Origin of the sequence: Streptomyces sp. BE303 (genome assembly GCF_036290945.1) — a bacterium.
Lineage (GTDB): Bacteria > Actinomycetota > Actinomycetes > Streptomycetales > Streptomycetaceae > Kitasatospora.
Window position 1 is genome coordinate 1 of record NZ_JAQYWZ010000411.1, and the last position, 25,574, is coordinate 25,574.

26 protein-coding genes are annotated in these 25,574 nt (G+C 74.4%); 13 read left to right on the plus strand and 13 right to left on the minus strand.

The window, feature by feature from the left end; all coding sequences use genetic code 11:
- A partial coding sequence (locus tag PUR56_RS07040; RefSeq protein ID WP_329948273.1) for a cytochrome b occupies positions 1-1,125 on the plus strand: 1,125 nt, incomplete at its 5' end.
- A 62-nt stretch (positions 1,126-1,187) separates the two neighbouring features.
- Positions 1,188-1,628 carry a PPOX class F420-dependent oxidoreductase gene (locus PUR56_RS07045; RefSeq protein ID WP_329879298.1) on the plus strand — a complete coding sequence of 147 codons (441 nt, stop codon included), beginning with the start codon at positions 1,188-1,190 and terminating at the stop codon, positions 1,626-1,628.
- A gap of 296 nt (positions 1,629-1,924) precedes the next feature.
- On the opposite strand, the gene PUR56_RS07050 is transcribed toward PUR56_RS07045, so the two are convergent.
- The gene (locus PUR56_RS07050; RefSeq protein ID WP_329879299.1) at positions 1,925-2,194 is read right to left on the minus strand and encodes a DUF1876 domain-containing protein; all 270 of its coding nucleotides are present in this window, start codon (positions 2,192-2,194) and stop codon (positions 1,925-1,927) included.
- A 209-nt stretch (positions 2,195-2,403) separates the two neighbouring features.
- Here PUR56_RS07050 and PUR56_RS07055 point away from each other — a divergent pair, with 209 nt between their 5' ends.
- From PUR56_RS07055 to PUR56_RS07065, 3 genes are all read left to right on the plus strand, one after another.
- Positions 2,404-3,306: a YndJ family protein gene (locus PUR56_RS07055; RefSeq protein WP_329879300.1), complete on the plus strand. Its 903-nt coding sequence runs from the start codon at positions 2,404-2,406 to the stop codon at positions 3,304-3,306.
- Positions 3,303-3,899: a DUF1990 family protein gene (locus PUR56_RS07060; protein ID WP_329879301.1), complete on the plus strand. Its 597-nt coding sequence runs from the start codon at positions 3,303-3,305 to the stop codon at positions 3,897-3,899. The genes PUR56_RS07055 and PUR56_RS07060 overlap by 4 nt, the downstream gene beginning before the upstream one ends.
- 216 nt (positions 3,900-4,115) lie before the next feature.
- Entirely contained in the window at positions 4,116-4,505 is a 390-nt protein-coding gene (locus PUR56_RS07065) for a thioredoxin family protein (protein ID WP_329879302.1), read from the plus strand.
- A 114-nt stretch (positions 4,506-4,619) separates the two neighbouring features.
- Here PUR56_RS07065 and PUR56_RS07070 read toward each other — a convergent pair whose 3' ends face one another.
- Positions 4,620-5,588 (minus strand): helix-turn-helix transcriptional regulator, encoded by a 969-nt coding sequence (locus PUR56_RS07070; RefSeq protein WP_329879303.1) that lies wholly within the window; start codon positions 5,586-5,588, stop codon positions 4,620-4,622.
- 339 nt (positions 5,589-5,927) lie between these two features.
- Here PUR56_RS07070 and PUR56_RS07075 point away from each other — a divergent pair, with 339 nt between their 5' ends.
- The 4 genes from PUR56_RS07075 (at position 5,928) to PUR56_RS07090 (ending at position 10,876) form a co-directional block, all read left to right on the plus strand.
- On the plus strand, positions 5,928-6,671 hold the full coding sequence (locus tag PUR56_RS07075; protein WP_329948274.1) for an alpha/beta fold hydrolase: 744 nt from the start codon (positions 5,928-5,930) through the stop codon (positions 6,669-6,671).
- Between the two features lie 378 nt (positions 6,672-7,049).
- Positions 7,050-8,528 (plus strand): dihydrolipoyl dehydrogenase family protein, encoded by a 1,479-nt coding sequence (locus PUR56_RS07080; protein ID WP_329948275.1) that lies wholly within the window; start codon positions 7,050-7,052, stop codon positions 8,526-8,528.
- Between the two features lie 275 nt (positions 8,529-8,803).
- Positions 8,804-9,928: a WD40/YVTN/BNR-like repeat-containing protein gene (locus tag PUR56_RS07085; protein ID WP_329948276.1), complete on the plus strand. Its 1,125-nt coding sequence runs from the start codon at positions 8,804-8,806 to the stop codon at positions 9,926-9,928.
- Between the two features lie 177 nt (positions 9,929-10,105).
- The gene (locus PUR56_RS07090; RefSeq protein WP_329948277.1) at positions 10,106-10,876 is read left to right on the plus strand and encodes a GNAT family N-acetyltransferase; all 771 of its coding nucleotides are present in this window, start codon (positions 10,106-10,108) and stop codon (positions 10,874-10,876) included.
- Positions 10,877-10,965: 89 nt separating this feature from the next.
- Here PUR56_RS07090 and PUR56_RS07095 read toward each other — a convergent pair whose 3' ends face one another.
- A complete protein-coding gene (locus tag PUR56_RS07095) occupies positions 10,966-11,880 on the minus strand; it encodes a DMT family transporter (protein ID WP_329948278.1) in 915 nt (304 codons plus the stop codon).
- Positions 11,881-11,940: 60 nt separating this feature from the next.
- Here PUR56_RS07095 and PUR56_RS07100 point away from each other — a divergent pair, with 60 nt between their 5' ends.
- Together PUR56_RS07100 and PUR56_RS07105 are read left to right on the plus strand one after the other, a co-directional pair.
- Positions 11,941-12,819: a MurR/RpiR family transcriptional regulator gene (locus PUR56_RS07100; RefSeq protein ID WP_329948279.1), complete on the plus strand. Its 879-nt coding sequence runs from the start codon at positions 11,941-11,943 to the stop codon at positions 12,817-12,819.
- A gap of 94 nt (positions 12,820-12,913) precedes the next feature.
- Positions 12,914-14,017 (plus strand): LacI family DNA-binding transcriptional regulator, encoded by a 1,104-nt coding sequence (locus tag PUR56_RS07105; RefSeq protein WP_329948280.1) that lies wholly within the window; start codon positions 12,914-12,916, stop codon positions 14,015-14,017.
- 60 nt (positions 14,018-14,077) lie between these two features.
- On the opposite strand, the gene PUR56_RS07110 is transcribed toward PUR56_RS07105, so the two are convergent.
- From PUR56_RS07110 to PUR56_RS07140, 7 genes are all read right to left on the minus strand, one after another.
- Entirely contained in the window at positions 14,078-15,343 is a 1,266-nt protein-coding gene (locus tag PUR56_RS07110) for an FAD-dependent oxidoreductase (protein ID WP_329948281.1), read from the minus strand.
- Between the two features lie 468 nt (positions 15,344-15,811).
- Complete coding sequence (locus PUR56_RS07115) at positions 15,812-16,843, minus strand: ABC transporter permease (protein ID WP_329948282.1); 1,032 nt, start codon at positions 16,841-16,843, stop codon at positions 15,812-15,814.
- A complete protein-coding gene (locus PUR56_RS07120; RefSeq protein WP_329948283.1) occupies positions 16,840-17,769 on the minus strand; it encodes an ABC transporter ATP-binding protein in 930 nt (309 codons plus the stop codon). The genes PUR56_RS07115 and PUR56_RS07120 overlap by 4 nt, the downstream gene beginning before the upstream one ends.
- Entirely contained in the window at positions 17,766-18,194 is a 429-nt protein-coding gene (locus tag PUR56_RS07125) for a GntR family transcriptional regulator (RefSeq protein WP_329948284.1), read from the minus strand. The genes PUR56_RS07120 and PUR56_RS07125 overlap by 4 nt, the downstream gene beginning before the upstream one ends.
- Positions 18,195-18,282: 88 nt before the next feature.
- Positions 18,283-19,836, minus strand: a complete 1,554-nt coding sequence (locus PUR56_RS07130; protein WP_329948285.1) for a DUF2079 domain-containing protein — start codon at positions 19,834-19,836, stop codon at positions 18,283-18,285.
- Between the two features lie 243 nt (positions 19,837-20,079).
- On the minus strand, positions 20,080-20,724 hold the full coding sequence (locus PUR56_RS07135; protein WP_329879316.1) for a response regulator transcription factor: 645 nt from the start codon (positions 20,722-20,724) through the stop codon (positions 20,080-20,082).
- Entirely contained in the window at positions 20,712-22,013 is a 1,302-nt protein-coding gene (locus tag PUR56_RS07140) for a sensor histidine kinase (RefSeq protein WP_329879317.1), read from the minus strand. Before PUR56_RS07140 ends, PUR56_RS07135 begins: the two co-directional genes overlap by 13 nt.
- 204 nt (positions 22,014-22,217) lie before the next feature.
- On the opposite strand from PUR56_RS07140, the gene PUR56_RS07145 reads away from it, so the two are divergent.
- Positions 22,218-23,282 carry a fatty acid desaturase family protein gene (locus tag PUR56_RS07145; RefSeq protein WP_329879318.1) on the plus strand — a complete coding sequence of 355 codons (1,065 nt, stop codon included), beginning with the start codon at positions 22,218-22,220 and terminating at the stop codon, positions 23,280-23,282.
- 88 nt (positions 23,283-23,370) lie between these two features.
- Here PUR56_RS07145 and PUR56_RS07150 read toward each other — a convergent pair whose 3' ends face one another.
- The 3 genes from PUR56_RS07150 to PUR56_RS07160 all read right to left on the minus strand — a co-directional run bounded on the left by PUR56_RS07150 (position 23,371) and on the right by PUR56_RS07160 (position 24,809).
- Complete coding sequence (locus tag PUR56_RS07150; protein WP_329879319.1) at positions 23,371-23,886, minus strand: GNAT family N-acetyltransferase; 516 nt, start codon at positions 23,884-23,886, stop codon at positions 23,371-23,373.
- Between the two features lie 107 nt (positions 23,887-23,993).
- Entirely contained in the window at positions 23,994-24,275 is a 282-nt protein-coding gene (locus PUR56_RS07155; RefSeq protein WP_329948286.1) for an SHOCT domain-containing protein, read from the minus strand.
- 54 nt (positions 24,276-24,329) lie between these two features.
- Complete coding sequence (locus tag PUR56_RS07160; RefSeq protein ID WP_329879321.1) at positions 24,330-24,809, minus strand: DUF6325 family protein; 480 nt, start codon at positions 24,807-24,809, stop codon at positions 24,330-24,332.
- 335 nt (positions 24,810-25,144) lie between these two features.
- On the opposite strand from PUR56_RS07160, the gene PUR56_RS07165 reads away from it, so the two are divergent.
- Positions 25,145-25,522 (plus strand): YciI family protein, encoded by a 378-nt coding sequence (locus PUR56_RS07165; protein WP_329948287.1) that lies wholly within the window; start codon positions 25,145-25,147, stop codon positions 25,520-25,522.
- Positions 25,523-25,574 lie beyond the last annotated feature (52 nt).

A 25,574-nucleotide genomic window follows, 5' to 3' on the forward strand; every position in this document is an offset into this window, starting at 1 on the left:
CCGGACGACCTGCTCTCGGGCACCGGCATCCGCTTCATGGAAGGCGCGATCCTCGCCGTCCCGCTGGTCGGCACCTACATCCAGATGTTCCTGTTCGGGGGCGAGTTCCCCGGCCACGACATCGTGCCGCGCTTCTTCACCGTCCACGTGCTGCTGATCCCGGGCATCATGCTGGGCCTGCTCGTCGCCCACCTGATCCTGGTCTTCTACCACAAGCACACCCAATGGGCGGGCCCCGGAAAGACCGAGAAGAACGTCGTCGGCATGCCGCTGATGCCGGTCTACCTGGCCAAGGCCGGCGGCTTCTTCTTCCTCGTCTTCGGCGTCATCGCCCTGATGGCCGCCGTCGCCACGATCAACCCGATCTGGGCGTACGGCCCGTACCGGCCGGACCAGGTGTCGACCGACGCCCAGCCCGACTGGTACATGGGCTTCGCCGAGGGGCTCATCCGGGTGATGCCGGGCTGGGAGATCGGCGTCTGGGGGCACACCCTCAACCTCGGCGTACTGGTCCCCTTCACCCTCTTCCCGGTGATCCTCGGCGCGATCGCGGTCTACCCCTTCGTGGAGAGCTGGGCGACCGACGACCGGCGCGAGCACCACCTGCTCGACCGGCCGCGCAACGCGCCGGTGCGGACCGCCCTCGGCGCGGCCTGGATCTCCCTGTACCTGGTGATGCTGGCCGGCGGCGGCAACGACCTGTTCGCCACCCATCTGCACCTGTCGCTCAACTCCATCACCTACGCCGTCCGGGTGGGATTCGTCGCCGTCCCGGTGGTCGTGTTCGTGGTCACCAAGCGCTGGTGCCTCGGCCTCCAGCGCCGCGACCGGGAGAAGGTGCTGCACGGCCGCGAGACCGGCGTCGTCAAGCGCCTGCCGCACGGCGAGTTCGTGGAGGTGCACGCCCCGCTCGCGCCCGCCGAACTGCACCGGCTCACCGCCCACGAGCAGCCGCGCCCCCTCGAACTGCCCGCCCCCGTCGACGAGAATGGAGTCGCCCACCCGGCAGGTGTGCTGGAGCGCACCCGTGCGAGGCTGTCCCGTGGGCTGCACGGCGAGGGAAGCAGGATCGCCAAGCCCACCGCCGGCGAGTACCACGAGATCACCGACGGCCGCGGCCACTGAGGCGCCCGCCCCGGAGCCCCGCCGCCGGCCACGAACCGTCCGACTCGGAGAGGGTGGACATCGTGCACGACCGTACCGACCAGCTCGCCGACAGCAGGTACCTCCTGCTCACCACCTTCAGTGACGACGGCCGTCAGGTGCACTCACAGAGCTGGGTGGTCGCCGACGGCACGGCGCTCGGCATCTGGACGCCCGTGCACTCGGGCGACGCCGACCGCGTCCGCCGCCGCCCCAAGGTCCTCGTCGGCCCCTGCGACGCCCACGGCCGCCCGACCGGGCGTCAACTCCCGGCCCGCGCCGCCGTCTGCGACGAGGACGACACCGCCCGCTACCGCACCTCGCTGATCAACAAGTACGGCCTGCCGGCCCTCGTCGCGCTCGCCCGCAGCCGGATGCGGCTCGGGCTGGCGGGGACGGTCGGCATCCGGATCACGCTCAGCGAGCTGGAACAGCGACTGGTCGGCCCGGAGTGGCAGGTGCCGGGCACCTACTGCCCGAACTGAGCGGCCCCGGGGCGCACGGCGTCCCGAGGTGCGGCGTCCCGGGGGCGCCGTACGCCCGCGCCCCCGGGGCGCACCCCCCGGGGGCGCCGGCCTTCAGGCCGTGTCGTCGTCCGGCGCCCGGGCCAGGTCGCCCGGCTCGCAGGCCTCCTGACCGGTGCCGACGTGCACCACCTTCACCGCGCGCCCCGGGCCGCCCGGCACGACCTGCTGCTCCCGGCCGCAGCGCGGACAGATCAGCGGAATGCGCGTCCCGCGGCCCTCCGGTCCACCCGACCCCGCGGCACCACCGGGCGCCGTCACGTCAGCGGGTGGGTCGGGATCGGGCTGACCGCCTGGATCTCCCCGTGCGCCTTGGTGAGGAGCTGTGAGGCGAGGTCGTTGAGCGCCCGGGCCGCCGCGATCTCCTCGCCGACCCGCAACTGCTCCGGGTCCGACGGGTGGCGGCTGGTGTAGCCGTGGGCACGCACCTCGGTGCCGTCCCCGAGTCTCAGCAGGGCGGCGGCGGTCGTGCGCGCCCCCTCCTCGCGGAACTCCATCTCGATGTGCCAGCCGACCAGTGTCTGCATGGCGGATCACCTCCGGCGGTCGTTCCGGTCGTTCCGGTCGTTCCCCGTTCGGTTACTCCTCCAGGGTGCGCCGACCCCACCGGGAACACCAGGGCAGGGCTCCGGGGAGGCAGGTCGCGGAGATCTCCCCAGGGAACTTGAACGCGTTCAATATGCGGCGTAGAGTCGCCGACGCCATCGTTTGAACACGTTCAAGGTAAGGGGCGGCCATGGGGCGGGGCACCGTCGAACTCGTCGACCTGCTGGTCCTGCTCGGCATGGGGGCGGTGATCCCGATCGGCCTCGCCCTGATCGACGAGCCCGGACTCGCCCGTCTGCGCCGGTACTGGCCACTGGCCGCCGTCCCCGGTGCGCTCTCGCTCTGGCTGCCACGCGGCGGACTCGCCACCGGCAGCGCCGTCCTGTACGCGCTCGGCACGCTCGCCGTCGCCGCCCACGTCCCGGTCCGGCTGGCCCGCACCCGCTCGCTCGCACCGCACGAGATCGCCGTGCTCACCGCCCTCGCCGCCCCCTCGGTGGCCGGCCTCGCCCTGGTCGCCGAACGCTCGGGGCACGAGCTGTTCGGCTTCGACCTCGACATCCTCGCCCTGACCGTTCCGCACTTCCACTACGCCGGATTCACCGCCGCGCTGGTCGCCGGGCTGGTCTGCCGGGCCGTGCCGGACAGCCGGGCCGCCCGCTGGGCCGCACTCAGCGTCCCCGTCGGCACCCTGCTCGTGCTGGCCGGCTACTTCGTCGACGACTGGGCCGAACTGGTCGGCGCCGCGGTCCTCACCACGGGCATGTGGCTGGTCGGCCTGCTCACCTGGCGCGACCTGCGACCCCGCGTCCGCGCCGGTGGCGACCGCGGCGGCGGTGACGGCGGTGACGGCCCCGGTGGCGGCGACGGCCGGCACCGGACCACCGCCGCGCTGCTCGGCGTCTCCGGTGCCGTGCTCGCCGTCACCATGCTGCTCGCCCTCTGGTGGGCGCTCGGCGAGGCCTCCGGACTCCCCCACCCCACCCTCGGCTGGATGGCCGCCACCCACGGCGTCGGCAACGCGCTCGGCTTCGCGCTCTGCTCACTGCTCGCCTGGCGCCGCCTCGCCCGCCCCCAGGAGAACGCCCGATGACCGGCACCCCGCACCCGGCCGACCTGAACTACCCCGAGGTCGGCGCCAGCACCGCGCTCGACCGGCCCCTGCCCGCCGGCTACCACCACCTCCGCCACCGCGCCCCGATCGGGCGCGGCCGCGCCGCCCTGGACGCCGCCGGCACCGCTCTCCTCGGCTGGCGGATGCACCGCGCCGCAGGTGTCCGGATCACCGCCGAGGCCGACCGCGCCGCCCCCGGGGTCGCCGTCCGGTGCGCCATCGGCCTCGGCCCGTTCCGGGCCGGTGCCCCCTGCCGAGTGGTCTCGACCACCGACGGCCCCGACCGCTACGGCTTCACCTACGGCACCCGGTGCGGGCATCTGGCCGTGGGCGAGGAGACGTTCGTGGTCGAGATGGACCCGGACCGGATCGTCTGGTTCACCGTCAACGCCTTCAGCCGCCCCCGTCGCTGGTACGCCCGCCTCGCCGGCCCGTTCCTTCCCCTCGCCCAGCGGCTCTTCGCCCACTGCTGCGCCCGGGCACTCACCCGGATCGCGGCGGAGGCCGACCGGTCGGAACGGACGGCCGGGGGCAGGGGCCGGCGACGTGAACGGCGGGGCTGGGCCCGGTAGTCCCCGGGCGGAGGCGGCCGGCTTCCCGCGCCGGACCCCGGCCGGGCCGCGGAGCGGGAAGCCGGCCTCCCCGCCGAGCCCTCCCCCGGGGGCCCGATCGCCGGCGTGTCGCCCGCGGGCCCTCGGCGGACCACCGGCGGAATAGCCCGGCCACGGCAGCCGTTGTCGCGGGCACATGGCCTGGACCGCCACCACCGGAAGGGCAGGAATCGCGACATGAGCAGCACGGTCGAGCTGACCAAGGAGAACTTCGACGACGTCGTCCCCGGTCAGGGGGGCAAGGACTTCGTCTTCATCGACTTCTGGGCCAGCTGGTGCGGCCCGTGTCGCCAGTTCGCGCCGGTCTTCGAGAAGGCCGCCGAACGCCACCCGGACCTGGTCTTCGCCAAGGTGGACACCGAGGCACAGCAGGAGCTGGCCGCGGCGTTCGGTATCCAGTCGATCCCGACGCTGGCGATCATCCGTGAGGGCGTCCTCGTCTTCTCGCAGGCGGGCGCCCTGCCGGAGCCGGTCTTCGAGGATCTGATCGGTCAGGCGCGGAAGCTGGACATGGACGAGGTGAAGCGGAAGGTGGCGGCCGAACAGAACGGCGGCCCGCAGGACTGACGCCGCCGAGAGGCGAGTGCCCCGGGTGGCTGACGCCCTGAGGCGGTGACGCACGGCGGGTCCCGGTGGTGTCCTTCGACGCCCCGGGGCCCGTCGGCGCGCGTCCGGACGCGTTCAGACGGACGCCTCGGTGTCGCTCCACCCGGTGAGACGGGCGGCCAGGGCCCGGACCTCCACGCGCAGTTCGTCCGGCCGGAGGACGGTGAACGGCCAGCCGAGGCCGGCCAGCATGACCGCCATCCCGTCCAACTGCTGTGCCCGGGCCCGCAGCAGGACCCGACCGTCGTCGGTGGCGGTGACCGCACCGGCGGTGGGCGGAATCCGTCGGCGGGCCTCGACGAGCGTGGTGGTGAGCACCACCTCCACCTCGTGCGTCCAGGGCACCGAGGCGAGGGACTCCAGCACCCGCTGGACCGGGTCGACACCCGCCGGGGGTTCGAATCCGGTCTCGCGCAGTTCCGCGGAGCGGATCCGGTCGAGCCGGAAGGTCCGCTGCTCGCCGCTGCGGTGGTCCAGCCCGGTGGTGTACCAGCGGCCCGAGTGGAAGACCAGCCCGTACGGGTCGAACTCGCGCTCGCTGGGCGTGCCTTCGCGGTCCCGGTAGTCGAGCCGGACCCGGCGCCGGCGGCGCGCCGCCTCGGCCAGCGTGAACAGCGCGGCGGCGGCCGGACTGGGGCCGCCGACGGGCGCGCCGGTCAGACCGAGGGTCTGCTCGACCGCCGCCACCCGCTCGCGCAGCTCCGGCGGCAGCACTCGTTGGATCTTGGCGAGCGCCGTCTCGCCGGCCTGCTCCCCCACCGAGAGCCCGGACCGCCGCCCCGCCAGCAGCCCGAGCACCACGGAGGCGGCCTCGTCCCCGGTGAGCATCAGGGGCGGCAGCCGGAAGCCGGGCATCAGCCGGTAGCCGCCGTACCGGCCGCGTTCGGCCTGGACCGGGATGCCGAGGTCGACCAGCCGGGTCGCGTAGCGGCGGACGGTGCGGGCGTCGACCTCCAGCCGCTCGGCCAGCTCGGCGCCGGTGAGGCCGGGACGCGCCTGCAGGATCTCCAGCAGGGCGAGCGTGCGGCTGACCGGATGGTCCATCGGTGTCCCTTCGTCGGGCCGTCGTTCGGCCTTCGTTCGACCTTCGCCCGCGCCTCGGCACACGCCTTGGCATACGCCTTTGGTCCGCGCCTCCGTTCCGGCCGCGAACCGACGGTGCGACCCGGCGGTGAGGCCGACAGGTCGGAGGCGAACCGACGGGGTGGTCGAGCCGTGGGACCGGCCCGGGAAGTCCGCCGGTTAATCCGGTCGCGTTCTGTCCGCATTCGATCCTAGGGTCGAAGACAGCGGCCGGCACCCCAGGGGTTCCTCGGGGCACCAACAGCCGCGCACGGCACGGAAGACAAGCACGGCATGGATGCCCGGAGAGGATTTTCCACCATGAGCACCTTCGTACTCGTTCCCGGATTCTGGCTCGGCGGTTGGGCCTGGGACGCGGTCGCCGAACCGCTGCGCGCGGCCGGTCACACCGTCCACGCGGTGACCCTGCCCGGCCTCGGCGAACGGGCCGGTGAGGGCTCGCCCGAGACCGGCGCGGAGACCCACATCGCGGACCTGACCGACCTGCTGGTCCGTGAGGACCTCCGGGACGTGGTGCTGGTGGCCCACAGCGGCGGCACCATCGCCGTCTCCGGCGCGGCCGACCGGGTGCCCGAGCGCATCCGACGGGTCGTCTTCCTCGACTCCGGCCCGCTCGGCGACGGTGTCGCGCTGGCCGACCTCTGGGAGCCGGCCTACCGCGAGACACTGGAGGCCTCGGTGGTCGACGGCTGGCGGCTGCCGCTGCCGTCGTGGGAGGTGCTGGCCTCCGACGGGGCCAGTGTCGACGGGATCGACGAGGCGGGGCTGGCCCGGTTCCGCGAGCTGGCCACCGACCAGCCGGCCGGGACGGTCACGGAGCCGATGCGGCTGACCGGCGGGGCGGAGAAGCTGCCCAAGGGCCTGATCTCGTGCTCCATCCCGTTGGAGCAGGTCCGCGCGATGATCGCCGACGGTCACCCGTACTTCGCCCTGCTCGGCGGCCCGGAGTGGGAGCTGCGCGAGGTGCTGACCGGGCACTGGCCGATGTTCTCGCGGCCGGCCGAGACGGCGGCGGCACTGGTGGAGCTGGCCGAGGTCGAGTAGCGGGCGACCGGGCCGGGACGGGGGGCGGAGCGGGGCCGGACGGCAGACTCGTCCGCGTGTTCGGCTGCGAGGGGCGGCCGGGTCGGCGCAGGATGGGCACGGTGCCCCGGCCCGGCACGCCGACCTGCACCGACCTGCACCGACCTGCACCGACGACCGAACGGGGGCGACCTTGCCGATGTTCGCGGGACGCACGGGGCGGAGCGGTGCCCGGACCGGGCCCGACCACCGGACGAACGGGGGTGCCGGCCCGCCTCAGCACCGGGCCGCACCCGTCGGCGCGTTCGGCGCCGCCCGGCACCCCGACGTCCGCGAACGCACGCCCGTCACCCCGGCCCTGCCGGCCGGGGCGACCGTCACCACCACGGAGGACCAGGCATGACCACCGATCCCACCGCTTCCGCCGCCGCCTCGTCGGCCGTTCCCGAGGAGTACGACGTCATCGTCGTCGGGGCCGGCCCGACCGGCGAGAACGTCGCCGACCGGACCGCCGCCGCCGGGCTGCGCACGGTGATCGTGGAGAGCGAACTGGTAGGCGGCGAGTGCTCGTACTGGGCCTGCATGCCCAGCAAGGCGCTGCTGCGCCCGGTGGCCGCGCTGGCCGACGCCCGCGCGGTGGCGGGCGCCCGGGAGGCCGTGGGCAGCGGCGGGCTGGACCCGGCCGCCGTGCTGGCCCGGCGCGACTCGTTCACCTCCCACTGGAAGGACGACGGCCAGGTGAAGTGGGTCCGCGAGACCGGTATCGACCTGGTCCGCGGCCACGGCCGGCTCGCCGGCGAGCGCAGGGTGACCGTCGAGGCGGAGGACGGCAGCGAGCGGCTGCTGGTCGCCCGCCACGCCGTCGCGGTCTGTACCGGCAGCCGGTCCGTCCTGCCGCAGGACGTCCCCGGGCTCGCCGAGGCCCGCCCGTGGACCAACCGGGAGGCGACCGCCTCGCCCACCGTGCCCGGGCGGCTGGCCGTGGTCGGCGGCGGCGTGGTCGGCGTGGAGCTGGCCACCGCCTGGCGCGCGCTCGGTTCGGAGGTCGTGCTGCTGGTACGCGGCTCCGGGCTGCTGCCCCGGATGGAACCGTTCGCGGGCGAGCTGGTCGCGGAGGGCCTGCGGGACGCCGGGGTGGACCTGCGGTTCGGGACCTCGGTCGCCTCGCTGGAGCGGGCGGACGAGCCCGGCGCGGACGTCGTCCTGGTCCTGGCCGACAGCGAGCGGCTGGCCGTCGACGAGGTGCTCTACGCCACCGGCCGGGCCCCGCGCACGGCGGACATCGGGCTGGAGCAGGTGGGTCTGCACCCCGGCGGCTGGCTCGACGTGGACGACAGCTGCACCGTGCTCGGTGTCGACGGCGACTGGCTGTACGCGGCCGGCGACGTCAACCACCGGGCGCTGCTCACCCACCAGGGCAAGTACCAGGCGCGGATCGCCGGCGCGGCGATCGCCGCACGCGCCCAGGGGCGTCCGCTGGACACCGCACGCTGGGGCAAGCACGCCGCGTCGGCCGACAGCGCAGGCGCGCCCCAGGTCGTCTTCACGCACCCCGAGGTCGCGGCCGTCGGCCTCACTCTGGACGCGGCCGAGCGGGCCGGGCTTCGGGTGAAGGCGATCGACCACGACCTCGGGGCGGTCGCCGGTGCCTCGCTCTACGGCGACGACTACCGGGGGCGGGCGCGGGTCGTCTTCGACCTGGACCGGGAGGTGCTGGTGGGCGCCTCCTTCGTCGGCCCCGGGGTCTCCGAGCTCCTGCACTCGGCCACCGTCGCGGTGGTGGGTGAAGTGCCGATCGACCGGCTCTGGCACGCCGTCCCGGCCTACCCGACGATCAGCGAGGTCTGGCTGCGGCTGCTGGAGGGCTGTCGCGGGTGAGCCGGTACCGCCCCGGGCCCGCCGTCCGCCCGGACGCGGCCCGGGGCGGACGGGGGCCGGGGCGGACGGGGGCCGGGGCGGACGGGGGCCGGGGCGGACGGGGGCCGGGGCGGACGGGGGCCGGGGCGGACGGGGGCCGGGGCGGACGGGGGCCGGCTGCCCCGGGCGCGGGCCGCAGGCACCGGCGCGGCGAGGTGTGGGAGCCGCCGGGCGGCGCGACACTGGCCGGAGGGGGTGTCCGTGCGGGGGCCGTTACGCCGACCAGGTGGTGTGTGATGACCGAGGTGCTGTTGGCCGTCGGGACCGAGAAGGGCCTCTTTCTCGGACGCAGCCGCGACCGGCTGAACTGGGAGTTCAGCGGGCCGCACTTCCGGATGAACGCGGTCTACTCCGTCGCCGTCGACAGCCGGGACCCCGTCGACGGCGGGAACCGCCGCGACGGCCGGGTCCGGCTGCTGGTGGGCGCCGACAGCAGCCACTGGGGGCCGACCGTCCGGCGCTCGGACGACCTGGGTTCGACCTGGTCCGAACCGTCCGCACCGGCGATCCGCTTCCCCGAGCACACCGGCGCCTCGCTCACCCGGGTCTGGCAGCTCCAGCCGGCCGGCCCCGAGGCTCCGGGCGTGGTCTACGCGGGCACCGAGCCGGCCGCGCTGTTCCGCTCCGCGGACGGCGGCGAGACCTTCACGCTGGTCGAGTCGCTCTGGGAGCACCCGCAGCGCGCCGAGTGGGGCGCCGGCTACGGCGGCCAGGGCCTGCACACCGTCCTCACCGACCCGCGCGACCCCGAACGGCTGCTGGTCGCGATCTCCAGCGGCGGCGTCTACCGCAGCAAGGACGGCGGCGGCACCTGGGAGCCCTCCAACTCCGGGCTGCGCGCCGAGTTCCTCCCGGAGGAGAGCCAGTACCCCGAGTTCGGCCAGTGCGTCCACAAGATCGCGCGGGACGCCGTCAACCCCGACCGGCTCTACCTGCAGAACCACGGCGGCGTCTACCGCAGCGACGACGCGGGCGCGAGCTGGCGGTCCGTCGCCGACGGACTGCCCGCCGACTTCGGCTTCGCCGTGGCCGCCCACCCGCGCCGCGCCGACACCGCGTACGTGTTCCCGCTCGGCGGCGCCGACGACCGCATCCCGCCCGACCGCCGGTGCCGCGTCTTCCGCACCGCGGACGGCGGCGACAGCTGGCAGCCCCTGGCCGACGGGCTCCCCGGCGGGGACCACTACGGCGTCGTGCTGCGCGACGCGCTGCGCACCGACGACGCCGACCCGGCCGGGCTCTACTTCGGCACCCGCACCGGCGAGGTGTACGCCAGCCACGACGAGGGCGAGCACTGGTCACCGCTGGTCTCCCACCTGCCGGACGTCCTCTGCGTCCGCGCGGCGGTGGTGGCGGACTGACCCCGCCCTCCCCCTGGGCGCCGTCCCGCGCACCGCGAGCGGCACGGCGGCCGGGTCGTGCCCGACGTGACGCCGGCAGACCGGTCCGGCCGGGAAACGGGGTTGCCGTCGAACGGGACGCTCACGGAGCATGGCCGACGACGGGGTGTTCCGGTTCTCGGAGATCGGAGGGGCGGCGTGGCGGAAGCGGAAGCCGGCTGGCGGTTCGGGTACGGCACCGACGGCCTTCCGGTCGTGCGGTACCAGCGGGGCGAGCGGGAGGGCCTCCCCTGGGCCGACCGGTTGGACGTGGTCGGCCACCACCCGGACCCGGCCGTCCCGGCCCGGTACGTGCTGGCGGAGATGGCCGGCTGGGTGGTCTCCGGCCCCGTCCCGCTCGGCCGGGAGCTGCTGCGCCGCGGCGCGACCCCGCTGCGGCACGGCCACACCATGCACCGGAGCCTGGTCGACGCGCCTCCCGCCGGGGGCTGGCCGTCCTGGGCGCGGACCCCGCTCCGGGAGGGTTTCCAGGTCGTACCGTGCGACCGCGGGGCCACCGAGCTGGACGGGCCGTCCCGGGCCGCCTTCCGTCCCGGGCACCCCGACCACCGCCCCGAGGCGCAGGGGGACGACCCGGTGCGGCGGATGGCCGAACTGCTCTCCGGAAGCGTCATCGGCCCCCTGCTGCCGGCCAGCGCCCTGGTCGTCGACGACGCCGACCGGGTGGCCGCCGGCGCCGTCCTGACCGACTGGGACGGCCTGCCCTGGATCGCCCACGTCTTCCGTGACCCGGACCTCGGCTACCCCGGCCTCGGCCGGGACCTGCTGCGCCGCGTCCTCGCCGGAATCGCCGCCGACGGCGCCACCGGGATCGGCCTGGCGGTGACCGAGGGCAACCGGGCCCGGCAGCTGTACGAGTCGCTCGGCTTCTCGGTCACGCGCAGCACGCTGACGGTGATCGTCCCCTGAGTCGTGCGGCGGCCGGGCCGTACGACACCCCGGGCGGACCGGGGAGCACCGGTCCGCCCCGCCCGGGACAGCTCCCGCCCGGGACAGCCTCAGGGGCGGGCCAGCTCCAGGACGGCTATCCCGGCCAGGACGGTCGCGCTCGCCGCCATCCACATCCGCCCGAGGCGCTCCCGGAAGACCACGGTGGCGATCAGTGCGGCCATCACGATGCTCGTCTCGCGCAGCGCGGCGATGCTCGCCAGGTTCCCCCGCGACTGTGCCCAGACCACCAGCCCGTACGCCGTCAGCGACAGCACCCCGCCGAGCAGCCCCACCGGGACCAGCGGGCCGGCCCCGACCAGCAGGCCCCGGCCCCTGCGCGCCCAGGCGATCAGGGCCAGGACCGGCCCCTGGAGCAGGAACAGCCAGGCCACGTAGCCGCCGACCGTCCCCGCGTGCCGCACGCCGCCGCCGTCCAGCACCGTGTACGCGGCGATCATCACCCCGGTACCGGCGGCCGCCCCGAGCGCGGGCAGGTGCGCCCGCCCCGGTATCCCCCGGGCGAAGGCCAGTCCGATCAGACCGCAGGAGATGACGGCGACGCCGAGCAGTTCCCCGCCGCCGAGCTCGTCGCCCAGCACCGTGACGGACAGGACCGCCACCAGCAGCGGAGCCGAGCCCCGGGCGATCGGGTACATCTGCCCGAAGTCCCCCAGCTGGTAGGCCCGGAGGAGCAGCAGCTGGGAGGTCACCTGCATCACCACCGAGGCGATCAGGTACGGCCAGGCCGCGGCGGCCGGCAGCGGGTTGAGCAGCACCAGCACCGCCGCGCACCCGGTGTACACGAGGTTGATCAGGGCGAAACCGACCAGTTTGTCCTGGAGCCGGTGGGCCAGGCCGTTCCAGACCGCGTGCAGCACGGCGGCGGCGAGGACCACCACCGGGACGGCCGCAGGACCGGACACGGGGCCGGCCCCGGCAGTGGCCGCGGCGACGGCCACTGCTCCGGCGGTGACAGCAGGCATGGCGGAACTCCCCCTCTGAATCCTCGGACCTGGAACAGAATTCCACGCTACAGTAGATCCATGGAAGAGCGTTCCGAATATTTCCCCCCGCCGGAGACCCGGCTGGAATCCCGGCTGGCCGCGCACATCCGCGCGCGGCTCGGCGAGTTGCGGGGCACCGAGGCCCGGGTCGCCCGGGTGGTCCTCGCCCGGGGCGCCGACCTGGTCGACCTCAGCGTCAGCGACGTCGCGGAGCTCGCCGGCACCGCGCCGTCCTCCGTGGTCCGGGCCTGCCAGCGGCTCGGCTTCCGCGGCTACCAGGAGCTGAAGATCGCCGCCGTCCGACAGGCGCCCGCGCCGGCGCCCGACCCGGCGGACCCCCGGGACCCGGCGGCGCGGGCCCTCGCCGACACCGTCCGCGCCGCCCGCGAGGCGCTCGACGGGATGGCCGCCACCCTCGGCGCCGACGACCTCCGGGCGGCGGCCGAGGCCCTCGACTCCGCCGACCACGTCCTGGTCGTCGGCGCGGGCCTCTCCGGCGCGGTCGTCCTCGACGCCGCCTACCGCCTGCGCGCCCTGGGCATCCTCGCCGACTCACCCGCCGACCCGATCACCGCCCAGTTCGCGGCCGCCCAACTCCCCTCCACCGCAGCCTGCCTGGCCGTCAGTCACACCGGTGCCACGCGCACCGTCGTCGACGCCGCCCGCCACGCCCGCGCCAACGGCGCCGCCGTCGTCGCCCTCACGAGCTACGCCCGCTCGCCGCTCAGCGAGACGGCGACGCACACGCTGGTCGCCGGCGGGCAGGACCTCGTCTTCGGCCTGGAGACCACCGCCAGCCGCATCGCCCACCTCACCGTCGTCGACGCGCTGACCTCGACACTGCTCTCCCTGCGCGGTGAGACGGCCGAGCGGGCCCTGCGCCTGTCGGCGGACGTGACGGCGGACCACGCGTACTGAAGGGGGCGGCCGGGCTCGGACGGGACCCCTGCCCTGCTCTCAAGGGGTGAAATGGCAACGTCGCCGGTCAGGCGCGGTGTGTAGGCTCGCGGACATGGCGAGGGTGACGCGGGACGACGTGGCGAGGGTGGCGGGGACGTCTACCGCGGTCGTGAGTTATGTGATCAACGACGGACCGCGCCCGGTGGCTGCTGCCACCCGGGCCCGAGTCCTGGCAGCGGTCGAGGAGTTGGGGTACCGGCCGAACCGGGTCGCGCAGGCGATGGCGCGGCGGCGCACCGACCTGATCGGGATGGTCGTGCCGGACGCCCGGCAGCCGTTCTTCGCCGAACTGGCGCACACGGTGGAGCGGGCGGCGGCCGAACGCGGGCGGCTGCTGCTCATCGGCAACTCCGACTACGCCGACGAACGCGAGGCCCACTACATCCGCGCCTTCCTCGGGATGCAGGTGGACGGGCTGATCCTGGTCACCCAGGACCCGTCGGCCCCCGGGGTGGTCGGCATCGACTCCACCGAGGGAACGCCGGTGGTACTGCTGCACCACCGGGCGGAGACCGAGCACGGGCTCGCCGTGGTGGCCGACGACGAGGGCGGCGCCCGGGAGGTCGTGCGCCACCTGCTCGGCCACGGGCACGCCGAAGTCCACTGCTTCGGCGGCACCTTCTCGCTCAGCCCGAGCGACCCGGTGACCGTGCGGACCGCAGGCTGGGCCGTCGCCCTCACCGAGGCGGGGATCTCCACCGAGGGGCGGCTGACGCAGGCGCCCTTCGACCGCGTGCGGGCGCACCGTGAGGCGCTCACGCTGCTGGCGCGCGCCGACCGTCCGTCCGCGGTCTTCTGCGCGACCGACGACCAGGCGATCGGCCTGCTGCGGGCCGCCGACGACCTGGGCATCCGGGTGCCGGAGGACCTCGCGGTGGCGGGCTTCGACGACATCGCCGAGGCGGTGATCGCCGGTCCGTCGCTGACCAGCGTGGCCACCGCTCAGGAGGAGATGGCACGCGCCGCCGTCGGCCTGGTGCTCGGGGACCGCCCGGGCGGGGAGGGTGACGCGCGGCCGGACGGCGAACCCGCGTCGAACGGGGCCCGGATGTTCCCGGCCCGGATGGTCGTCCGCCGCTCCTGCGGTTGCGATCCGAAGCGCCCGGAGCAGGACACCGGGCGGAGCGAGGAGCCGGGCCGAGCCGTCCTGCGCTGAGCCCCACCGCACCGGGCCGACGCCGCACGGGAACAGCGAGCGGCGGGCGACCGGCGGGCGCTACCCCTCCGCGCCCGGCGGCGGGCCGAGCATGACGTCCAGGTTCTCGTGGCCGTCGGGGGCGACGAGCCGGTCCAGGTTGAGGGCGGAGATGCCCGCCCAGAACGCGCCGCGCTCGAACATCGCCTTCTCGTACCCGGCGATCGCGGCGTCGAGCGCTCCCGCCTCCCACCGCTCGTCGGCGAGGACGGGGGCCACGGCGAGAGCGAGCTCGGCCGCGTCCCACATCGCGAGGTTGACACCCTTGCCCGCGAACGGCGACATCAGGTGCGCCGCGTCGCCGACCAGGGTGACCCCCGGGGCGCGCCGCCAGGTCAGGCCGACCGGGAGCATGTCCAGCCGCTGGGCGCGCAGGCTGTCGTCACAGGCGGCCAGCGCCGACCGGAACTCCGGCGCCCAGTCCGCGAAGTGACGCGCGACGGCGGCGCGGGTGCGGACCGGGTCCTGCTCGGAGAGGCCGGCGGACTCCAGCCAGCTCTCGGCGCTGCGGTAGAAGGCGTAGATCCGGATCCGGCCGTCGCTGTTGCGTTGCAGGGCGAGGCCCTTGTTGTCCTGGAAGGCGTACAGGCTGCCGTTGCCGACGAAGGCGGCGGCCCCGGGAGCGGTGCGGTCCGCGTCCGGGATGCCGAGTTCGACGAGGCTGACACCGGTGTAGCGCGGCTCGGTGCCGGTGAGAAGGGGGCGGACGCGCGAGCGGGCGCCCTCGGCGCCGACGAGCAGGTCGCAGGTCTCGACCGTGCCGTTGTCGAAGTGGAGCCGGTGCCGGCCGTCGCCGAGCGGTTCGGCGCGGTCGAGGCGGTGCCCCCACCGGACGGTGGCCGGGGGGAGGGAGTCGAGGAGGAGGGCGCGCAGGTCGCCGCGGTCGATCTCGGGAGCGCCGTCCTCGTCGGGCGAGTTCGCGTTGCCGGGGGCGCCCGGGCGCGCTCCTCGGCCCTCTCCCGCTTCCGTTCCTGCGCCCTCGCCGGCGGGTCGGCCGGTGTCGAAGGCGCTGTGGACGGTGCCGTGCTTGTCGAGCAGGCGGAAGTCCTCGCCCTCGGGTCGGGCCTTGGCCCAGAACTCGGTGTCCAGCCCGGCCTCCCGGACGGCGCGCCGACCGGTGTCGCCGTGCAGGTCGAGAGTGCCTCCCTGGACGCGGGCGTCGCGGGAGGGCTCGCGCTCGTACACGGTGGCGGCGACGCCGTGGACGTGGAGGACGCGGGCGAGGGTGAGTCCGGCGGGGCCGCCGCCGATGACGGCGACGTGCGGCGTGGTCGTGATTCCGGTCATTGGTGCGCACTTCTCCTTGAGAGGGGGAGATGGCGAAGGCCCGAACGCCGTCCCAGTCTGGTCGGCCGGGCGCTCGGGTTGAAGACCGGAATCGGACGGTACGGGCCGGCACCGTGAACGGAGGGGACGGCCCGGGCCCGGACGGGGATCCGGCGGGGAACGTGCGTGTGCCCGCGCCGGTGTCCGGTGCGGGCACACGCACGTCGGGCCCCGGCTCTCGCCGGAGTTCGTCGACCGGGTCGTCGTCCGGCAGGGGCCCGCGCCGGGGACGGGCCGCCCCCGGCGGAGCAGGTCACCGCCCTCGCCGACGCATCGGGCCGGAAGGCCCGGTGACGACGCGACACCGCCGGGGCGGGCGGCGCCGGCCCGGATTGCGCCCGGACCGGACCGGAATCGTCCGAGGTGCCCGAGGTGTCCGAGACGACGTACTTGCGGATCGCGCCCGAACGGCCGACGGTCGCCCGGACCTCAGCCCGAGGCCCTGGCGATCCGCCGGAACACCACCGCGAGGGCGATGACGGCGAGCACGACCAGGATGCCCGTCTCGACGAGCTGGATCGGGACGAAGTGCGAGACCGGGTGGTAGTGCCCCCAGGCGCCGACCGCTTCGTCGCACTCGTAGCTCGCCACGCAGTACCCGTCCGGGGCCCTCGTGCCGTCCGGCAGGATGATGCCCCGCTCGACCAGCCAGGCGTTGGTGGGCTGCATGAAGCCGCCCATGGACTCGTCGTACGGCACCACGGCGTCGACCACCGGCCAGAGGTACGGCCGGACCAGCCGCACCACGACGCTCGCGATCACCATCAGCACCCCGCTCACCAGCACGGCGGTGACCGTCCGGCGCACCAGTTCCCCGACCAGCACCCCCAGCGCCAGGCCGAACAGCGACCAGGCGAACGGGGCCAGGCCGAGCGCGGGGTAGGTGGAGGTCTGGAACGGCGGGTCGAAGCCGGCCGGACCGTGGATGACGTCGGTCCACCACACCCAGGTGGTCAGCAGGGACAACACCCCGACGGCCGGCAGGACGACCAGCCCGGCGACGGCGAGCCGGGCCGCGAGCCAGCGACGCGGAGCGACGGACTGCGCCAGCACCAGGCGGATCGTGCCGCGCTCGTACTCCTGGGCGAGCAGCGGCCCCCCGAGGAACATGCCCAGCACGACGGGAAGCGCGAAGACGGCGGGCTGGACCAGATCGGTGAACGCCCGGGCCGCGAGGTCGATCCGCTGGATCAGGGGCCAGCACTGCTGTTCCCCCCAGAAGGACGAGTCCAGGCAGCCCCTCTGCTCCATGACCCCGGCCCGGTCCTGGACGACGAAGTGGATGGCGAGCAGCACGACGGTGGCGAGGACGAGCAGGGCGGCGGTGACCCGGATCGCGGACCGGCTCTGCCGGAGGGCCAGCCACAAGAGCCCGGTCGGTCGGCGCGCGGGACGGGTCGGGCCCGCCGGGCCGTCGGCGGACCCCTGGGCGGCCCGGCCGTTCAACAGGCTGGTGCTCATGCGGCGGCCTCTCGGTCGGGCTCTGCGGAGCCGGCGGTACGCGTGGTGGTGCCGGGGCGGTCGGCGATCGGGGTGCGGAGGTAGGCCAGCAGCAGTTCCTCCAGGCTCGGCCGGGTCGCCTCCCACGGGCCCGCCACCGCCTCCCCGGTGCGGATCAGCGCGGTGACCTGACGCCCCCGGACGCGCTTCTCCACGGCCAGGTCGTCGGGGAGTTGGGCGGCCCCGGCCGCACCGGTGAGCAGCTGGTGGCCGTCGAGGATCTCCTCCAGGTCGCCGGCGAGCCGGATGCGCCCGGACTGCATCAGGAGCAAGTGGTCGATGACGCCGTCGAGTTCGGGCAGGATGTGGGAGGAGATCAGGATCGTGGTGCCGCGGTCGGCAGCCTCCGCCATCAGGGCGCCCATCAGTTCGTGCCGGGCGAGCGGGTCGAGGTCGGCCATCGGCTCGTCCAGCAGGAGCAGGTCGGCGCGCTTGCCGAGGGCGACGGCGAGCGCGACCCGGGTCCGCTGGCCGCCCGAGAGCGAACCGATCTTCGCCCGATGGTCCAACTCCCCCAGGTTCACGACCTTCTGCGCCACGTCCTCGTCCCAGCGCGGGTTCAGCTCGCGGCCGAGACGGAGGGTGTCGGCCACCGTGAAGGAGGGGTAGAGCGGCTTCTCCTGGGTCACGTAGGCGACCCGGGTCCGCAGCTCGGGGGTGCCCGACGGCTCGCCGAGGACCCGCAGTTCCCCGGCGGTGGGCTTGATCAGACGGGCGGCCAGCGTCAACAGGGTGCTCTTTCCGGCCCCGTTGGCGCCGACCACCCCGCAGATCCGGCCGGCCGGAACGGTGAAGCTGCAGTCCCGCAGGGCCCACCGGTCCCCCCGGTAGCGCTTGCCCAGCCCCACGGCCTCGACCGCCGGTCGGCTGTCGGCCTCGGATGTCATGCGGTCCCCCCGCCCTCCTTGTTCGGCACCGCCGGGGCGACCCCGGTCTCGAAGCGCTGTTCCAGTACGGAGGCCATCAGGGCGTCGATGTCCTCCCGGTCGAGCCCGGCCTCCCGGGCCTCGTCGACCCACCCGACCAGTCCCGCGCGCAACGGACCGTCGGCGGCCGCCTCCGGTCGGGCGAGGGAGCGGCGGACGAAGGTGCCGAGTCCCGGTCGGGGTTCGACCAGCCCTTCGCGTTCCAGCTCGCGGTAGGCCTTGAGCACCGTGTTGGGGTTGATCGCGGTCTGCTCGACCACCTCCCGCGCGGTCGGCAGCTTGTCCCCCGGCTGGAGCATCCCGAGCCGCAGCGCCTGCTTGGTCTGCTGCACGATCTGCTGGTACGTGGAGACGCCGCTGCGCCGCTCGATGCGGTACTCGATCACACTCGCATCGCCCTTTCACTAGTTCAATAGTGGAATGGTGGCGCACCGCACCACCGCGGTCAAGTCGAACCAGGGGGGTCGCCGGAGGCTACGGGCGCTTCAGCAGGAGCAGGCCGCCGCCGTCCACGACGGGCCGGTAGCCCTCCCGCTCGTAGCGGCCGAGCATGCGCCTGGTGTCCTCGACCGCACAGGGCGCCTGCACGCTCGGGTCCGTGAGGTCGACGGCCACCCACTGCGGCCCGGTGGGCGCCGGCGCACCGGACGCCGGCGCCGGCTCGCGGCAGACCAGGGCGACCGTCGCCCGCCCGGTCAGCTGCGCGGCGAGCCGGTTGGACGCGGCGACGGTGGCGCCGTCGGGTATCCGGGCGAGCATCGCCCGGGCCTGCGCGAGCCGGGGCGACGTCTGCCAGGCCTCGGGCATCACCACCTCGTGCAGCGGGAAGGCGGGGAACGTCACGGCGGCGACCAGCGCACCGACCGCCAGGGCCCGCCGGGCGCTGCGGACGCGGCGGACCCGGCCGGGCTCCACGGCGTCCGCGGCACCTCCCGGCGCCTCGACCGGCCCCGGCACCTCCGCCGCCCCCGGGGCGCCGGACCCGTCCCGGGCGCCCTCCGGGGCGGTCGCATCCGCCCGGCCCGGCAGCCCGGCCCGGCCCAGGGCGTCCACCAGGGCCGCCACCGCCAGCGGCATCAGCACCGCGCTGTAGTGGTAACCCACTCCCCAGTAGTGCGGGTTGTCGGCGAGCAGCCGCCAGGCGAGGGTGGGCACGCAGAGCAGCGCGAGCGGCGAGCGCAGCCCGAGGAACCCCGCGGTCGCGGCGAGCAGGAACAGCAGCAGCCACTTCAGCGGCGGCCACCCGAGGCGGGCGACCGGCGCCCACGGCGCCGTGGTGGTGCCGCCGGAACCGAGCTGGCGCCAGTAGTCGAAGCCGCCGTCCGGATTGAACGACGGCAGCACCACCAGCACGGTCAGTGCGGTGGCGGCGACCCCGAGGAGCGCCACGCCGAACCCCAGCGCCCGACCGCCGCCCGCGCGCGGTGCCCGCCGGAAGATCAGCACCCCGAAGGCCGCGACGGTCAGCCCGAGGTCCTCCTTCACCAGGACCAGCGGCAGGGCCCAGAGCGCCGCGGCCACGGGCCGGCCTCGCCCGAGCGCCGTCGCCGCGAACGCGAGCAGCGGCACGGCGAACGCGATCTCGTGGAAGTCGTCGGCGGCCGCGTTGACGATCCCCCAGGACGCCCCCGTCAGCACCCCGACGGTCAGCGCGACCCGCCGCCCGCCCACCTCGTACGCCCAGCAGGTGAGCGGCACGACCGCCAGCGCCATCAGCACCGCCTGTGCGACGAGCAGCGTCACGGCGCCGGGAAACGCCCGGTAGAACGGGGCCAGCGTGACGAGCACCGGGTGGAAGTGGTCCCCGAGCAGGTGGTAGCCGGGCCCCTTGAGCAGGACGACCGGCGCCTCACCGTGGGCGTACGCGCGGACCGCCTGCTCGAAGATCCCCAGGTCGTACGCCTGGGTGAGCATGCGCCGGTGCCGGTTGACGGCGACGCAGCCGTACAGGACGGCGAAGAGGCCCGCCAGCGCCCAGGCCGGTGCCCAGGCCGGCCGCGGCGCCGACGACCGGGCAGACAGTCGCACCGACGACCGCACCGACGACCCGGGGCGGCGGAGGCGGGACCGGAGGAGGGAGAGGAACGGGAGCATGGGCAAAGTACCCTTCCACTAATGAATTAGTGGAAGGGTGATGGAGCCCCGGAGCGCCAGTCAACCCCGGCCCGGCCGACGCCGACCGGGCCCTCCGGCCTGCCCTCGGGCCCCCGGATCAGCCCGAAAGGTCAGCCCGAAAAGGCAGCTCGGAGGGGTTCCGGCGGTGGTCGGAGGTCAGAAGTTGAGGTGGGCGAGGACGGCGAGGACCCGCCGGTTGTCGTCGCCCGACTGCGCGAGGCCCAGCTTTCCGAAGATGTTGTTGGTGTGCTTGCTCACCGACTTCTCCGTGATGCAGAGCTCCCGGGCCACCGCCGCGTTGCTGCGCCCCTCGGCCATCAGCGCGAGCACCTCACGCTCCCGGGTGGTGAGCGACCGCATCGAGTCCTTCGTCGAGTTCCGTTGCAGCAGCTGGGAGATGACCGAGGTGTCCATCGCGGTCCCACCCGCGGCCACCCGCCGCACCGCATCGACGAACTCGCTGACCTCGAAGACCCGGTCCTTGAGCAGGTACCCGATGCCGCCCCGGTGGTCCGTGAGCAGCTCCCGGGCGTAGAGGTGCTCGACGTGCTGCGACAGCACCAGCACGGGCAGGTCGGGGAGTTCGCGCCGGGCCCGGGTGACCGCGTGCAACCCCTCGTCGGTGAAGGTCGGCGGGAGCCGGACGTCGACGACCGCGACGTCCGGGCGGTGTTCCAGCAGCGCCGTCAGCAGGCTCGGGCCGTCGTCCACCGCCGCGACCACCTCGAAGTCGTTGAGCGTCAGCAGCTGGGTGATGCCCTCCCGCAGCAGCGCCAGGTCCTCGGCGATCACAACACGCATGGCAGCTCCATCGTCACCGTGGTGGGGCCACCCACCGGACTGTGCAGGTCGAGGGTCCCGTCGAAGGGCGCGAGCCGTCGACGCAGACCGTCCAGTCCACCGCCCTCGCGGACCTTCGCACCCCCGCCGCCGTCGTCGCCGACGACCAGCCGGAGCCGGCCGTCGGCGTACCCGAGCCGGATCCAGGCCGAGCCGGCGGCGCTGTGCTTGGCCACGTTCGCGAGGACCTCGGCGACGGCGAAGTAGCCGGCCGACTCGACGGGCGGTTCCGGCCGCCCCGGCAGGTCTATGTCGACCTGGACCGGGATCGGCAGATCGAGGGCGAGCGCCCGGACGGCACCGTCGAGACCGCGCTCGGCGAGGACCGGCGGGTGGATGCCGCGGACGAGGTCCCGCAGCTCGGCGAGCGCCTGGGCGCTGGCCGCACGGGCATCGGCCAGCAGCCGGTACGCGGTGTCCGGATCCTTGCGGAACATCTGGGACGCCAGACCGAGCTTGAGCCCGATCGCCACCAGCCGGGCCTGGGCACCGTCGTGCAGGTCCCGCTCGATCCGGCGCAGCTCGGCGGCCTGCGCGTCCACCGCCGCCGACCGCGTCTCGGTCAGCTCCGCGACCCGCCGCGAGAGGTACGCCTCGGCGGTCGGGGAGAGCAGCCTGCGCGTGATCCGGCTGTGCGCACGCAGGAGCCGTTCCGCGCTCCAGAACCCGAGGAGCAGGATGACCGTCCCCTGGAAGAACGAGAGCAGCGCCGCCGTGGTGCTGTCCACGGGCCAGATCAGCCCGTACCCGTACCCGGGGTCCATCAGCGGCCAGAACAGCGGGGTGGCGACCACGCCGTGGATGCCGTAGATCATCAGCCAGCAGGGCAGGAGGCCGAGGAGCAGGCCGACCGGGACGTCGACGAGCAGCCAGAGCAGGTCCCGCCAGGTCGACCGGTCGGTGAGCAGCAGCCGGCAGTAGCGCACGCTGCTCGGCACGTCGAGCAGCTCGAACTCGTCGCCCTCGCGTGGCCGGTAGGGGCTGGGTATGGCCACGCCGCACCAACTGCCGAGGAACCGCCGGTGCAGGTCGGCGAGGCCGCGCACGGCGAACAGCGCGATCGGCAGGGTGATGAAGCCGACCCCCAGCGGGAGCAGCCCCAGCGACACGACCGAGAGCACGAGCAGCGGCACGGCGCCGAGCTGGGAGAGCAGGGCCACGGCCAGGCCGCGCCGCGCGGCCACCAGGCCGTCCCGCAGCCAGGTGAGGAGATCGGCACGCGGCCACGGCGGCCACCGGGCACTGCTCACGGGCACTGTAGGCTCCCGGCTCCCGGCTAGTCAGTCCACGGTTCGTCCGCCCACGGCGACCGCCACGGACCCCCCACCACGTCCCCCCTTCACGAAGGGTACTTGAGCAGGACAACCCCAGGGCCCGAAGGGGGGTTAACTCCCCCCTGAGGAGGGGGGTTACTCCGGTTCTCCCGGGGCCCCCCACCGACCAGACTTCTCGCCATGAGCGCTGAGTCCGCGACCTTGCCCGAAGTCCCCGCCGTCCACCGGGACGCCTCCCGGCCCGAGTCCGGCGGCAGTGACTTCGCCCAGCTGACCCGCCGAATAGCGGCCGAGGGGCTGCTCGACCGACGTCCCGTCTACTACACGGTGCGCATCGGCGTGGTGCTGGCCGCGTTCGCCGGCAGCTGGTGGGCGCTCTTCGCGCTGGGCGACACCTGGCTGCAGCTCGGCCTCGCGGCGGTGATGTCCGTCGTCTTCGCCCAGCTCGGACTGCTCTCGCACGACCTCGCCCACCGCCAGGTGTTCAACCAGCGCCTCCACAGCGAGTTCGGCGGGCGCATCGCCGCCAACCTGCTGATGGGCATGAGCTACGGCTGGTGGATGAACAAGCACACCCGCCACCACGCCAACCCGAACCACGAGGAGCGGGATCCGGACGTCAACCCGGAGATCGTGGTGTGGTCCCAGCAGCAGGCCCGCAAGGCCCGCGGGGTGGCCCGGTTCATCGGCCGGCGGCAGGCCTTCCTCTTCGTTCCGCTGCTCACCCTCGAAGGCCTCAACCTGAGCTTCAACAGCTTCCGGGCGCTCCGCAGCCCGATCATGAAGCGCCCGTACCTCGAAGGCACCCTGCTCGTCCTGCACTTCGCCGCGTACTTCGGACTCGTCTTCACCGCTCTCCCGGCCGGCAAGGCGTTCGCGTTCCTCGCCGTCCACCAGGCGCTGCTCGGCATCTACCTGGGGTGCGTCTTCGCCCCCAACCACAAGGGCATGCTGATGGTGACGCCCGAGATGAAGCTCGACTTCCTCCGCCGTCAGGTGCTCACCTCGCGCAACGTCCGCGGCGGGTTCACCATCGACGCGCTCATGGGCGGCCTCAACTACCAGGTCGAGCACCACCTCTTCCCCAGCATGCCGACCCCCGCCCTGGCCCGCGCCGCCCAGCTCACCCGTGAGTTCTGCGCGGAGAAGGACATCCCGTACTACGAGACCGGTCTGCTCCGCTCCTACCGGGAGATCTTCGCCCACCTCCACCGGACGGGCGAGCCGCTCCGCAGCGGGGAGTAGGGGAGCCGGGAACGCCGCGGCGGGCGCGGCGAGGGGCCGCCGTCGTCCCGGCGGCGGCGCCGGCGCTCGGTCGTGGCGGGGCGGGCAGTCACTGGACGAGCTCGTCGGCCAGCAGGTCCATCAGCAGATTGTCGTGCCACGTCCCGTCGGGCCCGCGCTCGTACTGCCGCATCGTCCCGACCGGGCGGAATCCGACCTTCTCGTAGCAGCGGATCGCCGCCGCGTTGTCGGCCGCGGGGTCGATGATCAGCCGGTGGTAGTGGTGGTGGTCGACGAGGTGACGGGCCAGGGTGCGGACGGCGTCCGTTCCGTACCCCCGGCCGTGGCAGACCGGGTCGACGTAGATGTCCATGCCCGCGTGGCGGTACTCGTCGTCGTTCTCCGCGTACCACTGGACGGCTCCGACCGTCTGCCCCTCCGCCTCGATCACCAGGGTCTCGGTGCCCGGTTCGGCGAGGTCGGTGGTGACGGCGTCGGTGAGGTCGTCACCACCCCGCCAGCGGGCGTAGACCTCGGGTGTGCGGCGCACGGCGACGAGGGCCGGGATGTCGTCGGCCGTTGCGGAGCGGAGCGTGACGTGGGTGCCGTGCAGGATCGTCCCCATAGAGCGCATGCTTCCACGGAAGGGGTCGTTCGGCGAGCCGTTTTCCGCGTGGCACCCACCCGCCGTCACCAGGAGCGACTCGCCGCCGCGCAGGTGGGCCCGGGGCGTCAGCTGCCGAGCACGCGGGCCTTCTGCGCCGCGAACTCCTCGTCCGTGAGGACGCCCTGGTCACGGAGCGTGGCGAGTTCCTTGAGCTGGTCGAGCTTCTCCTCCATGGAGGACGCGGCGGCCGGCGGGGCCGCGGGCGGTGGGGCCGCGGGAGCGGGAGCCGGGGCGGGCTCCTGCTGGGCCCACCGGCCGGCCTGGCGGCGGGACACCCTGTTGGAGACGGCGGTGGCCGTACCGGCGACGACCGCGGTACGGGCGACCCCGCGGAGCAATCCGGGCATGGTCTCCTCCTTCGGACGTGGGGACGGAGGTGGTGCGGTACGTCGGGCGGTGTGTCAGCGGAGTTCTTCGAGCGCGTCCAGCGCCTCCACGAGGTCCTGGAGCGGCACGCGGCCGCTCGCGATCATCCGGGCACCCGTCCGGCGCAGCGCGGCGGCCAGCGGAGCGGCCCAGAGGTTCTCGTAGAGGAGGACGGCGGCGGAGTCGCCCGGTTCGAGGAGGGCGCCCGCCTCGGCGACGTCCTCCTCGTCGACCAGCCCGGAGGAGGCGCCTTCGAACACGGTCAGGTCGAGCCGGCCGTCCCCGTCGACGTCCGCGAGTTCGAGGCCGACCAGCGACCCGTCCTCCTCCTTCTTGACGAAGGTCAGGTCGAGGATGCGGATGATGCCGCGGTCGACCAGGTCGACCAGCAGGGGCATCCCCTCGCCGGTCAGCCGGCTGCCGGGGAACTGGATGATGACGTAGTCGATGGGGCCCGGTTCGAGCGGTTCGCCGGCTTCGCCCGTCGCGGCGGCTTCGGCGGGGTCGTTGCTCACATCAGCTCCTGGAGGACGCGGCCCGGGGGAAGGACGGGCTCGGCACCACCGGGGGACGTGCTGCGGCGTGGACCGACACGGCGCGACGACGTCGTCGGGCACCACGGGACGGCGTCCGGCGCAGCAGCCGGCGGGCCGGGAGAGGTGTTGTCTGCGACGCTACCCCGCCGGACCGGGCCCGGCATCACGAGTGCGGGAGGCGGCGGAGCCCGGTGGCCGGGCCGGACATCTCTCGGAAGAATCTCGGCGTGGGTGTCGATCCGGCCGCTGCCCGTTCGACGCAGGGGTGAGAGGCGGGGAGACGCCCCGCCCGCATCGACGAGGAGTGAGCCACCATGCCGCGCTTCATGACACTGATCCGCATCGACGAGCAGGACGGCCCCGGCCAGGCCGAGCCAGACCCCGGGTTCGAGGAGCGGATGGGGGCGCTGTTCGCGGAGATCACCAAGGCCGGGGTGATGCTGGACACCGCCGGGCTGCTGCCGACCGAGGAGGGCACCCGGATCCTCTGGGAGGGCGGGAAGCTCAGCTACACCGACGGGCCGTTCACCGAGACCAAGGAGGTGGTGGGCGGCTACGCACTCCTCCAGTGCAAGGACAAGGCCGAGGCGCTGGAGTGGACCAGGCGGTTTCTGGAGACCCACCCGGTGAACTGGACGGTGGGTGCCGAACTGCGGCAGATCGACGAGGCCGCCACGCCTCCGGAGGCCTGATCGTCGGACGATCGGACGGGTCGTGGCCGCGTTTGCCCCGGTCCGGTGCGGC